The sequence below is a fragment of the Candidatus Vampirococcus lugosii genome (assembly GCF_018420025.1).
Lineage (GTDB): Bacteria > Patescibacteriota > Gracilibacteria > Absconditabacterales > Absconditicoccaceae > Vampirococcus > Vampirococcus lugosii.
The window spans coordinates 1-12,828 of record NZ_JAEDAM010000008.1; the positions used below are offsets into that span (position 1 = coordinate 1).

Consider the following 12,828-nt stretch of genomic DNA (forward strand, 5'->3'; position numbering starts at 1 on the left):
GTAAATGAAGAGTTGGTATTTATGAGATAATGATAAATACTTCGGCTGTAAAAAATAATATTAAAAAAAGACAACTTTCTCAAGTTGATAATATAATAGAAACTTGAATGAAACAGGGTATGTATACATTAACTCAATATGCTCAAAGATTGGTTAAAGAGAAAAAAATTACTGAGGAATCAGTTTCATGGTTATTTAAGAAAAAATCTTAATTAAATAAAAAATGTCTGAAATTTGTCCTTGATGAACTAGTTCTTGATATCTTGGTCCTAGTAAATTTAAAAAAATGATTAAAGAAATAAAAAAATCTTATAAAAAAGTTGAAAATATTAAAAAAGAATCTGAGCTTTCTCATGATTTAGAAGTTTCAGAAGCTGAGAAATCTTTAGAAAAAGAGTTAAATAATTTAAATTAATTAAATTTATTTTGGATATGTCAAAAGATGATTTGATAAAAAAGTATATTCCTAAAAACTTGCGAGATCTAGCTATATCTTTTGATATAGAAGAAGATTTTATTAAAGATATGCCTGATTTGATAAAAATGATTCTTGCATCAAAATCTATTGATACTAATGAATCTAAACAAAATTGGTTAAATCTTTTGCCTTTAATGACTTCTGATCAAATTCAAAAGTTGTATGATATATTGTTAAAAGAAAAAGAAAAATTAAGAGAAATAGATGAAAAGTATGAAAATAAGAAAATGGAAATTAAGAAAAAGTATTTACAGAAATGGCAACAAATATGATATATAAAAAAAGTTTGAAAAATAAAAGAAGAAGAGTCAAATCAAAGATCTAAAGAAGAACAAGAAGCTGAGGATCTACTCTCACAAATTTAGTATTTTATATAAAAAATATGTTTTTTTATTTTAAAAGTTTTTTATTTTTCATTTTTTGATTTTTGTTTAACTTTTTGTTAGTTTTTTCTGATGACTTACTTGATGATGCATATAATACTTCTGATGAATATGTAACTGATGTGGTTTCTTCTTCTAAAGATGCAGATTGATTTGCTTGATTGTTGTCATGAGTAGCAGATTTTTTACTTGTAGTGTCTGCTGTTTTATGAGTTACAGCCGTTTTGTTTGTTTGAATAATGTTTGTTCTTTCAGCTTGAGATGATTCCAAAATGATAAAAGCTAGGAAAATGTTGTTTTATATAGGAGGTGGTATAATTATGGCTTTATCAAGTTATGCAATTGTTCAGATAATTCAGTCTATATCTGTATCAACTTTGTAAAAATATAATAAATTTTGTTTATTATATTTATTTTTTGTTTAATATATTTTATATGTTTAGTTAATTTTTTATTTTTGTACTGATAAATTTATTTTATTAAGTATAATTAATTTATTATAGCTATGATAATGAAAAAAATATTATTTATTATAATTTATCTTTTATTGTTTTTATCAAAATCTTTTTCAGTAGATATTGCAGTTCCTTCAGTTGATTCTAGTGATGTTTGATGAGGTTCTACAGAATCTATTTCATGAGATAAAAATTTTTGGATAGAATTAATTGATGTAATTAATGCATATTTGTGGTTTTTTATATGAGTAGTGTCTATGGCAATGTTATTATATTGATGATATTCATTGATTTATTCAAAATGAGATGAAGAAGAATTTAGAAGAGCAAATAGAATACTATATTATTGATGAATTTGAATATTTGTATCTCTGTTGTCATATGTTTGAATATCATTGTTAGTTAACTTATTTTAAATTTTTTTATAAAATTATTGTAGCAAAGTTATTTTAAAAATATACTTGTTCTACTTCTTTTATAACTTTTTAAGAATTCTTCATTAGTATTTATAAAATTTTTTTTCTTTTTCAAGATACTATCTATAAAAAGTATTGGATATATTTGTTTATTATTAGAATTTTTTTCATAAAAGGCTTTTTTTACTATTTCATTTGGTTCATAAGATATAGAATATAATATTCTTTTTAAAGTTATATCTAATCATTCATCATTTTTATATTCTTTCATATAAGATTTTATTATCAATTCTGAACATACAAAATATTTATCAGAATTAAAATCAAAACTAAAATCATAGTCTTTATTTACATTTGATATTACTTTTCAAATTGCTCTTTTTATTTTATTTTCACTAAAAGTAGTTCTCAAAACTCATAAATAATCAACAGGATAAATGAAATCTTCAAATTTTGAAATTTGAACTCATTTTGCAGTAGAATCAATAACATAATGACTTTTTTTATCTAATTTCTTGAATTATTTTTTGCTTATATATTTTTGCAAATATTCTCATGTTCATAAATACATTCACATATGCTTCCAAAATCAAGGTATTCCCATATTTGTTGCTACAAATGTTTGTCTTGTTAGTAGTATATCTCAAGCTTTTGCTATTTTATAAAATTTTTCTGTATTTTCTTTATTTATTAATCATTTTTTTGAAAATTTAAATCTAATATTAGAAATTTTAATTCAAAAAAACTTTGATAATTTTAATATTATATTATCTTTTTTGTATTTAACATGAAAATATATATTTTTGTAATCAAATTTATATTTATCTTTTATTTCAAAATCTTTATATATCATCCATATGATATTTTTATCAACTTTATTTTCTATAGAATAAATAATTTTTTTGGGAAAATATAGATAATATAAAAATTTGGGAGTATATACATATCTTGCTATTGTAGAATAATTTTCGTTATAGGTTTCATTCAAAAATTGTCTGATAAATTTTTCATGATATTTAAAAGTTTTTTGTATATTGAGCAACATATAATAATATAGTTTAATACTGTAATAATTTATCAAAAAATTATTATAATTTTTTCTGAAAAAATAATTTAATCATCATAATTTAATCATAAATTTAAGTCTTTTAAAAATTCATTTAATTATTTTCCATTTTTTGTAAATATTTTTTTTTTCTCGATCCCAAATAATATGAGTTTTATTTTCAAAAATATCATCATTTTCTAATTCATGAAGTGCTATTTTAAAGTCTTCTTCTATTTTTAATAATTTTTTTGAAATTGATGAATAATTCATTTAATTTATAAATTAAATTAAAATACTTATTTGTTATAAAAAAATTTACCAATTAAAGGTAAATTGTATTTTTAAATATTTATCTTATTTAAACTTTGGAGATGATGGGAATTGAACCCATGTCTGAGAGTTGTTATACATAATTTCTACCTCCATAGTTTATATATTATACCATATAGGTAAGATTAGCCTATAAACAGGCATCACTACTTTTTGATAACTTTTAAAGCTAGTTACCCAAAACTATTATTTCCTTCTATTTTCGCTTTGGTACTTAGAAGGAGTCATATACCAAAGTTGTTGGCAGCTAAACCTCTATATAGGACAAATACTATGCTATTGCATAATTTTGTGCTGCACTTAATCTTAAGTTTTTTGCACTTATTTTTTTGATAGATTGCATATACTAGGTACTATCATCCAGTAGAGGCCATCATAAATAACAAAAACTCCCATCGAAACCATTATCATCCCCACATTTTCACTATACATAATTTATAAAATTTTTCAAGTAAAAATTATGTTTTTATTATAGTATACTATTCTTTATTTTATTAATTTTAATTTATTTCATCAGTTCTATTAATAGTTTCTAATACTAATTTTGCTTAACATATAAAACTTATCATATAGTTCACATAAGTTCAGCCATAGGTAAGAATACAGCTGCAACAATAAATCAAACAATAACTGCTATAATTGCCATCAGTGCGGGTTCTATAAGTTTCATCATTCATTCAATTGATACATCAAGTTCATCTTTATAAAACAAAGACATTTTCAATAAAAGTTCTCATATATTTCAAGTTTCTTCTCAAATTCAAATAATTTGTATCAAAATAGGATCAAAAAGCCATGATCATTCCATTGAATCAACAAATCATAAACCAATTTGTAAATCTTTTCTTATATTATTAAGTTTTTGTTTATAGTAATAATTACCAAATATTTCTCACATTTGAGATAAAGATTCTGTTGGAGAAACTCAAGCATTATAAAAATCTCACATCATTTTAGTAAATCTATACAAGTTAAATTTTTTTGTTAAATTTCATAAATGAGGAAGAGTTAAAAATAATTTATCCATAAATTTTTTAAATCAAGGAATATACTTATATGAATATACATATGAAAAAATTATTCAAAAAAATCATATTAATAATAAATGCCAAGATTTTTGAAGGAAATCAGAAAGATCTAATGTAAATGTAGTAATCCGAGGAAGAGATTCTTTATCAGGGAACATTTCTACCATAGTAGGTATTACTTTTATTAAAAGTATAACAATAGCACCTATAGCAATTAATATAACAAATGTCGGATAAATCATAGCTCATTTAATTTTTGACATAGTTTTTTGAAAACTTTCCAATTCATCTGCCAAATTTTGTAATACTTCAGGTAAATTTCACATACTTTCGGACGACTTAACTAATGCTATCTCAGCCGTGTTAAAAAAATATGAAAGCTGTCCCATAGCATCCGCCAAAGAATTTCATTTATTTGTTTCAGCTATAAGATAAGCTATTATTTTTTTCATTCAAGGATCCAACTCTCAAGAAAGAATTGATCACAAAGAATCTCTAATTCAAAGCCCTGCTTTTTGTGTAACAGCCAAAAGTCTAAAAAAAGCAACTTTTTTATCAAGTCAAGGTGTTCTATTAGAAAATGAAATATCCATTATTATTTTAAATTAAAATTATTAAATATCTTTATGTTTTGTTAATCTATAAATTTCTTCCAAAGTTGTTTTATTTCAAATTACTTTAAATATTCAATCTCTTTCCAAATTTGTCATTCATTTTTTTAATGCATATTTTTCAAGCTCAAATGCTGATTTTCATTGAACAATAAAATTTTTAATATCATCATCAAAATCCATAATTTCATATATTCATATTCTTCATTTATAACCAGATCATCAACATTTTTCACATACTCATCATTTTTCATTATTTTTTCAAGTACCTACATATCCAACTCACTCTTCAATAAACATTTTCCACTGTTCATTTGTTATTCATCTTTTATATAATTCTTTTTTTAATATATCTTTATCAATAGATCAAAGAACTTTTTTTGCATTTATATATTCTTCTGGATAATTTTCTTTCAAATTAGTTTTTTGTTTACAAGATGGACATACTGTTCTTCATAATCTCTGTGCCATAACAATATTAAAAGTTCCTGCAATCATAAAATGTTTTGCTCCCATATTAATTATTCTAGTTATAGTTTCAGCAGAAGAATTAGCATGTATTGTAGAAAATACAAGATGTCAAGTCATAGCAGCTTCCATAGCAGTCTCAAGTGTTTCACTATCTCTTATTTCTCAAACCATAATAATATCGGGATCTTGTCTTAATGCAGCTCTAAGTCATTGAGCAAAAGTATATCATATATCAGCTCTAACTTGTGATTGATTCATTCAATCTGCTTTATTTTCTACCGGATCTTCATAAGTAGTAATATTAACATCAACATTATTAATATGATCAAGAGCTGCATACAAAGTAGTAGATTTACCAGATCAAGTAGGTCATGTAGTTAAAACAATTCAGTTTGGCATAGATATATTTTTGTACAAAAGTTCATTATTTGTTCATTCAATTCACATAATATCCAAAGGTGGAACTTTTTTAGATTTATCTACTATTCTCATAACTAACTTTTCTCACCAAACTGTTGGTAAAGTATTTGCACGAAGATCTATTTCTTTATTTGTCAAAGTAACAGTAGATACTCTAGCATCTTGAGGAAGCCTTTTTTCATCAGGTCTCATTTGTCAAGATTCAATTTTAAATTTTGCTATCAAACTTTCTTGTATATTTTTGGGATACTGTATTAATTCTTCAAGAACTCAATCTAACCTTAATCTTATTCTAGAATAATTTTCAAAAGGTTCAATATGAATATCGGATGCACCCATTTCAACTCATATTGTCAAAAGAGTATCAAATATTTTTACAGTATCAGTTTTTATTATAGATTCTTCTAGTGCATTTTTTAATTCATTTATTTCCATTTAATTTTTTAATTTAATTTACATAAATATTTTAATAAGAGATTAATTTTTTAATTATTTATCACATAAATCATTTTCATACAACATTCTATATATTTCAACTAATCTAATTGATTTATCATAATTTGAAAGTTTTGGATAAACTGCTTTTATATCATTAAAGATTGATAATAAGTCATTATAATTAATTAACATATTCGTGTCAATAGTTAATTTTCAATCAACTGCATCATTTAATCTACCTTGCACTCTATTTATAGCCATATTTACATCTAATTCAATTCAATTTTTATCTACATTTCAATTTTCATTTACATCTCAATTTTCATCTACATCTCAATTTTCATCTACATTTTGATTACTTGTTCATCAAAAACATAATCATCAAAGTTCATTTCATATAATTTCAACTTCATTATTATTTAAATTCCTACCATAAACTCTTATTGAAATGTCACCTACATAACCAGATTCATCAGAATAATTATTATCTTCTAATTTCCTGAAATTAAAACTATCAACATTAATAATAGGTGTTAAATTTGAATAAAATTCTTTAAGTTCTACAAGTGGATCTTGTATACTATCTCAAACTGTATATGCTAATATATGTAAATCTCTAAATTTTTCTCTAAACTCAGAATAACATACTCAAGATGATTGACAATCAACAGATTCATTTATAGTTTTTTTAATTATATCTTCATTTAAATATTTTGTTCAACCATCTCAATTACTTTTAATCCAATCATAAATATTTTTTCATATTTCATTATTTATCTCTTCTTCACTAAGTCATTCAAAAGAATTATTTTCTCTAATTGTTTTAAATAATATATGAGTAAATTCGTTAATTAAAGATATATTTCTTTTATTAGATGTAGCTGATAATTTACTCACCATTTTTAAGAAATTTTGTCTAGATTCTGTTTCAAAAGAAACATTAATAGGTATATTAAAATATTCTCATTCTTCAACTATATCTCATACAAATATATTAGTTATATCAACATCATCACTAAAGAAATTTGACCAAGAACGTAAAAGATTTGTATCTATATATGGATTACTATCCAAAAAATATTGTCACATTACAACCTCATTAGTATATCAATCATAAGGATGTTCCCAAACATTCAAAGAAGGAAATAAAAAGTTTATTAAAAATTTATTGTATTGAGATTGAGTCCTTTCATAATTATCTACAATCATATTATTAAAATTCTTTTCTTCTTCATATTTTTCATACAATGAAGAAACTTTTAAATTATTAGTCAATCATACAGAAGCCAATAAAGTATCAATTTTATAAGTTCAAAGACTATAAAGAGAATCTAACTTATTATTTAAATTATCATAATTTGATTTCAAATCAAACAAAAAATATAACAGAATAAAAGTAGATAATACTCAAACAAACAATAAAGATATAAAGATCATTTTTGGACTTTTAAAATCTATTTGAGAAGAAGTTTTTTTATTCTTCTTACTTCAATTATCAAAATCATCTCAATTATCAAAATCAGAATCTCAATTATCAAAATCAGAATCTCAATCTCAATCATCAAAATTACTATTTCAAGAATTACTTGAATAATTAGATTCAGGTTCCAATTCATCTAAATCTAAATTCACAGAATCTCATAAATCACTATTATCTGTATTTTTAGAATTAGATTTATTATCATCATTTTTTTTATTATCTCAATCATCGACTTGAAGTTCATCATTCAAATTTATATCTATTTCAAGTTCATTATTTTCCTCATTATTTTTTTTATCAAACATTTTTATATTTTATATATTAATAATTTAAATTTATATTATCTATCAACATCTACAACAAAGTCATATATTTCTCTTTCTACAGATTCTTGAATAGGAACATCAAAATCAAATGTAGAATTTAATACATTAATTTCATTTTCCTGAACAGTAACAGTTCTATCAGAGACCTCTAATGTATTAAATTTTATTTCTTTTCAAACTATAAAGCTAGATGATCTTATAGAATTAATAAGTGTATTTGATATATATATGTGTGGATTTTTAATTCATCTATCAATCATAGATTCTATATCCTTAGCATAAGTATTAACATCTACCGAAAAAGATATATTACTAGCTCATTCTTCCATACTATTTAAAATTATAGAAAGCTGTGGCAACTCGTCTAATTCTAATTCTTCATCAATAAGCTTAATAATCTCCTTAAAAGTTTTAGAATCAAACTTATCAATATCTTTATACAAATCATCAAAATCTCAATATCTATCACATTTTAAATTTTCATACGGATTTAAATAACAATTAACTAAATAATTTTGAATATCTTGTTCTCATCTATCAATAAAATATTTAAATTTTCTTCCCAAAAGTGATTTTTTATCCGAAGATTTTCCTATTAATTTTTCCATAAAGTCATCAAAATTATAAAAAACTTTCATAGAAGAATAAAATTTAATAGCTTCTATAGATAATAAAGCTCTTTGTATTTTAGTATTTTCTAGTATTCAATCAACTTCTTGTGGTAAATATCAATAACTAGCCAAATTATCCCTTTTATTTTCAGTATCATCAATAAGATCTTTTATAACAGATACCGAATCTTGCATAAATTTTGATAAAGAATCTCTTTTATCTATATAAGGAGCATTTAAATTTATTTTTTCACTTATAGATTGATCAAATTGATCAATACTATCAAATTCAGATATTGATTTTAGCTTATCTAATCATACAGTAGAACTTACATTAAAATAATTAATTCAAACTATAGAAAAAGCTGAATCTAAATATCAGTATATTTTATCTCTATTTTCTTCAAAAGAATTTATATAATTCATTTTTTCTTGAGAATTATCTTCCAAATTATACTTATAATATAAACTATAAAAATATACTATAGTGGAAACAAAAGCAATCAATAAAATATAAACCACTAAAATACTTGTCATTTTTTTATAAAAAGCTTCTTTCTTCATTTCCAATTTCTGTTGTTGTAATCTTTGATATTCTTTGCTATCTTCTTCTCAAACTCATTCCAAAAAACTATCAATAACATCTTCTTCTCAAATATTACTATTTTTTTTCTTCATTTTTTAATAAATTATTTAAATAAATTTAACTCAAGTTTAAATATTATTTTTTTTTTGTCAAATTTAAGTGAGTTATTTTTTATAATAAATTAAAAATTAGTTAAAATTTAAAGAAAAAATATATAAAAAATAAAGCTCCTTTATTTGACATTTTTTTTTAGATCTTTATAATATCTTCATATTAATAATTTTTAATTATACATAATTTATATATTATGAAAAGTAGTACAGATAATAAATTTTATAAAATTATTTGAGATCTAATAAAATATGAACTTTCCGATATTCATATAATTGAAGATAGTGACATATATGTTAGAAAAAATAATTGATCTATAATTTCACTTAAAGATACATCATTAGATGCTGATGAAATTTATTGATTTTTGAATGATATATTAACTGCTAGTGAAATAGATAATTTAGTAAAATGATCTGAAATAGATGTATCTTATGAATTATCTTGATTTAGATTTAGAATTAATGCATTTAGATCAAATAAATGAATAAGATTAGCATTGAGAAAAGTTGTTTCTAAACCTCAAGGTATGGAAGAAATATGATTTTCTTCTACAGTAAAAGAAAGAATATTATCAAAAAATAGTTGATTAATATTAGTTACATGACAGACTTGAAGTTGAAAATCTACATCATTAGCAGCAATTATAAATGATATTAATGAAAATAAAAATGCACATATTATAACTTTGGAAGATCCTATTGAATATGTTTTTGAAAATAAAAAATCTTTAATAACACAAAGAGAAATTTGAAAACATAGTCATTCTCGGACTAAAGCTATAAAATATAGTTTAAGACAAGATCCTGATATAATTATGGTATGAGAAATGAGAGATTATGAAACTATATCGGCAGTATTAACATTAGTAGAAACATGACATCAAGTTTTTAGTACTTTACATACTATGGATTCTATACAAACTATTAGTAGAATAATTGATTCATCTCCTACTAATAGACAAAAACAGGTAGCAACTCAACTTAGTTTAGCTTTGGATTTAATAATTTCTCAATGTTTAATTAAATCAAAAACTTGAAAAAATAGAGTTCCTGCTAGAGAAATATTAATAAATACAAGTTGAATTGCTAACAATATTAGAGAAAATAATCTTCCTCAAATGTTTTGAATTTTGGAAACATCTATGAGACACTGAATGAATACATTAGATCAAGATATTGCAAGATTAGTGTCAAAATGAATTATAGATATAAATAATGCATCTCCATATATAAGAAATCTAGAATCTTTTAAAAATTTACTTAAATATTACAGTTATAGCAATGAATGATTATGATTTAATCCAATTGATTAAAGAAAATACTTCTTTGGAAAATATTAATGCTTGAAATTATCTTTTTGAAGAAAATACATCAAATAATAGTTTGTTCTATATTGAATCTTGAACAGTTTTTTTGGAAAAATGAAATAATACATTATTCTCAATATGAGCTTGAAATATAATAGGTGAAAAAAGTTTTATTGAAGAATCTGGTAAACCTATTTCAGCAAAAGCTCAAGATTATATTGAATATTATGAGCTTAAACATTCTGATTTTATAAATTTTTCATCGGAAATTAAACTTAAGTTTTTTAAAAATTTGTCATTAATGCTTTCCAATAGAATATATAAAATTAATAATATATTAGATAATATAAAAATTATTAATAAAAAAGTTTTGAATGAAAAATTCTTTGATAATAATTGATTTGTATCAATTTTTGATAAAATAATAGAAATAGATAAATATTTTTTATTGAAATATCAAGTAAATTCTAATTCTTATCAAAATATACTTTCAAATAACTTTTTTTCTTTAGATATAGAAGATTTTATAAATTCTTTTTTGGAAAATTGAAAAGAATTTAAAATATGAGAAAATTATATATTTATGAAATGTGGTGAGTATATATATTTTATCATGTGAGATCTACTTTTGGATAAATACATATTATCTAATAGTTTATTTTACAATATTCCTATGTTTAAATATTTATGAAGTTTTATAGAAAAAAATCAAGCAGATAAATTTTTAGAATGATTAGAACAATAAATGACAACTAAAAAGAAAATTTATTTTTTTATATTAACTATATTTGTAATATTCTTTGCTTGGGGGTATTACATTTTTTCTATATTTAATGAAAATAATAAAGATTTATCTGCTGATATAAACAATAAAAATCTTTCAAATACTTGAAATATAAATCAAGATATTACATTATCTGATTTATCAAAAAAAAATAATCAAACTAATACAAATAAAGTTTATATACATATGCCAAAATTTTTTTATGAAAGATGATTTGAAATAATTAAAAAACAATTAAAAACAAAAAATATAGAAGTTGAATATGTACTTTATTGATCTATTTGAGAACTTAATGAATTTGTTTTTGAAAATTGAGAAAATTATGATATAGCATTAGTTCCTGATTCTACTTTTTTGAGTATGTGAGATAAAATCTTGGATTTTGATTTTTCAAATGCAAATATTAGATCAGCTTTTAATTCAATTTTTTACGATTTATTTGATGAAAATATTAGTATAATACCATATTGAATAGATCCTTGAATAAGTATTGTAAGAGACAAAGTATTTTGGAGAAGTTTTGATAATATTGATTTCAAAACTATCAAAAGATATATATTAATTAATTGATCCAAGAATAATTTAATAAATTTTGGTTTTGGTAAAGATTTTATATCTTGAACTAAAAGATGAATAGATATAACTTATAATTATTCATCTTTACTTTTTGATGCATTAAATGCCAGTATTGATAATAATAATTTAGATTATATAGATTTTGCTTTGGAATTATGAAAAGATTGAATTTATAAATGATTTAATCCTTATTATTTTATTAGAATTTATAAAAGTATAAAATGTGATAATTATTATTCTAGTTTATGTGTATTTTTAAAATGAAAATTAGATATTCATCTATGATATTTATCAGATATTGATATTTTATCTCAACAATCATCTTTTTCCAAAAAAGATTTTATTGTATACAATTCTCCTTTTCTTAGTGAAGAAAATTATCCAACAAAATTGTGGTGATTTGTAATAAATAAAAATTCACAAAATATAAATTGATCAGTTAATTTTATTCAATCTTACATAGATATGTGAACAAAATGAAATAGATTGTGAAACAATAATATATTGTCAGCTTTTAATTGAGTTTACTCAAAACAAATTGATAAAGAAATTTATAATTGAATTAGAAAATTTGAAAAAAATTTCAAAAATAATAATTATAATTACAATATATGAGATTTACTTAATAATAAATTCATAATAGATTATGTTGAATGAGAAATTGCTAATTCTTTATTTTTGGAAAAATTATCTAATTATTTTTAATATTTTTAATTTCTTCTATCAAAGATAAAACTGAATCATATACATTAAAAAAATCTACATTTTTAATATTTTTTTGACTTAATATATGATTTATTATTATTTCTTGATTGTTGATTTTTATAATCAAATTATTTTTAATCTTGCTATCTTCTAAATCATCAACTTGATCTTTTGCTAATTCCAATGATTTTTTTAAACTTAAGACCTCATTTCTAGTTTTATTTGATTTAAATTTATCATAAGATATTTTGATCATAAAAAA

General features: G+C 21.7%; 14 protein-coding genes, 1 other RNA gene and 1 pseudogene. 8 read left to right on the forward strand and 8 right to left on the reverse strand.

Annotated elements, in window-relative coordinates; translation table 25 throughout:
• The 5 genes and pseudogenes from VAMP_RS01145 to VAMP_RS01165 all read left to right on the forward strand — a co-directional run.
• Positions 1-212, forward strand: a pseudogene (locus VAMP_RS01145) (type IV pili twitching motility protein PilT); the annotation flags it as partial.
• Between the two features lie 11 nt (positions 213-223).
• On the forward strand, positions 224-415 hold the full coding sequence (locus tag VAMP_RS01150; protein WP_213348348.1) for a hypothetical protein: 192 nt from the start codon (positions 224-226) through the stop codon (positions 413-415).
• Positions 416-432: 17 nt separating this feature from the next.
• Positions 433-843: a hypothetical protein gene (locus VAMP_RS01155; protein WP_213348350.1), complete on the forward strand. Its 411-nt coding sequence runs from the start codon at positions 433-435 to the stop codon at positions 841-843.
• Between the two features lie 17 nt (positions 844-860).
• Positions 861-1,244 (forward strand): hypothetical protein, encoded by a 384-nt coding sequence (locus tag VAMP_RS01160; protein ID WP_213348352.1) that lies wholly within the window; start codon positions 861-863, stop codon positions 1,242-1,244.
• Positions 1,245-1,372: 128 nt separating this feature from the next.
• A complete protein-coding gene (locus VAMP_RS01165; protein WP_213348355.1) occupies positions 1,373-1,732 on the forward strand; it encodes a hypothetical protein in 360 nt (119 codons plus the stop codon).
• Between the two features lie 28 nt (positions 1,733-1,760).
• On the opposite strand, the gene VAMP_RS01170 is transcribed toward VAMP_RS01165, so the two are convergent.
• The 7 genes from VAMP_RS01170 to VAMP_RS01200 form a co-directional block, all read right to left on the reverse strand.
• Positions 1,761-2,144, reverse strand: coding sequence for a YiiX/YebB-like N1pC/P60 family cysteine hydrolase (locus tag VAMP_RS01170; protein WP_213348357.1), 384 nt, complete (start codon positions 2,142-2,144; stop codon positions 1,761-1,763).
• Positions 2,145-2,252: 108 nt separating this feature from the next.
• Positions 2,253-3,050, reverse strand: coding sequence for a hypothetical protein (locus tag VAMP_RS01175; RefSeq protein ID WP_213348359.1), 798 nt, complete (start codon positions 3,048-3,050; stop codon positions 2,253-2,255).
• Between the two features lie 95 nt (positions 3,051-3,145).
• Positions 3,146-3,525: a transfer-messenger RNA gene (gene ssrA, locus VAMP_RS01180) on the reverse strand.
• A gap of 147 nt (positions 3,526-3,672) precedes the next feature.
• Complete coding sequence (locus tag VAMP_RS01185) at positions 3,673-4,731, reverse strand: type II secretion system F family protein (RefSeq protein WP_213348361.1); 1,059 nt, start codon at positions 4,729-4,731, stop codon at positions 3,673-3,675.
• Positions 4,732-4,752: 21 nt separating this feature from the next.
• Positions 4,753-6,075, reverse strand: coding sequence for a GspE/PulE family protein (locus VAMP_RS01190; RefSeq protein ID WP_213348362.1), 1,323 nt, complete (start codon positions 6,073-6,075; stop codon positions 4,753-4,755).
• A 54-nt stretch (positions 6,076-6,129) separates the two neighbouring features.
• Positions 6,130-7,863 carry a hypothetical protein gene (locus VAMP_RS01195; protein WP_213348364.1) on the reverse strand — a complete coding sequence of 578 codons (1,734 nt, stop codon included), beginning with the start codon at positions 7,861-7,863 and terminating at the stop codon, positions 6,130-6,132.
• 35 nt (positions 7,864-7,898) lie between these two features.
• On the reverse strand, positions 7,899-9,173 hold the full coding sequence (locus VAMP_RS01200) for a hypothetical protein (protein WP_213348367.1): 1,275 nt from the start codon (positions 9,171-9,173) through the stop codon (positions 7,899-7,901).
• Between the two features lie 215 nt (positions 9,174-9,388).
• Between VAMP_RS01200 and VAMP_RS01205 the strand changes: the two genes are divergently transcribed.
• The 3 genes from VAMP_RS01205 to VAMP_RS01215 are packed head-to-tail and all read left to right on the forward strand — an operon-like array spanning position 9,389 to position 12,566.
• Positions 9,389-10,507, forward strand: a complete 1,119-nt coding sequence (locus VAMP_RS01205; RefSeq protein WP_213348369.1) for a type IV pilus twitching motility protein PilT — start codon at positions 9,389-9,391, stop codon at positions 10,505-10,507.
• A complete protein-coding gene (locus tag VAMP_RS01210) occupies positions 10,476-11,246 on the forward strand; it encodes a cyclic nucleotide-binding domain-containing protein (protein WP_213348371.1) in 771 nt (256 codons plus the stop codon). The genes VAMP_RS01205 and VAMP_RS01210 overlap by 32 nt, the downstream gene beginning before the upstream one ends.
• Complete coding sequence (locus VAMP_RS01215) at positions 11,247-12,566, forward strand: hypothetical protein (protein WP_213348373.1); 1,320 nt, start codon at positions 11,247-11,249, stop codon at positions 12,564-12,566. It begins immediately after the preceding gene.
• Here VAMP_RS01215 and VAMP_RS01220 read toward each other — a convergent pair.
• Positions 12,553-12,822 (reverse strand): hypothetical protein, encoded by a 270-nt coding sequence (locus tag VAMP_RS01220; protein ID WP_213348375.1) that lies wholly within the window; start codon positions 12,820-12,822, stop codon positions 12,553-12,555. The two genes, VAMP_RS01215 and VAMP_RS01220, sit on opposite strands and share 14 nt — an antisense overlap.
• Positions 12,823-12,828 lie beyond the last annotated feature (6 nt).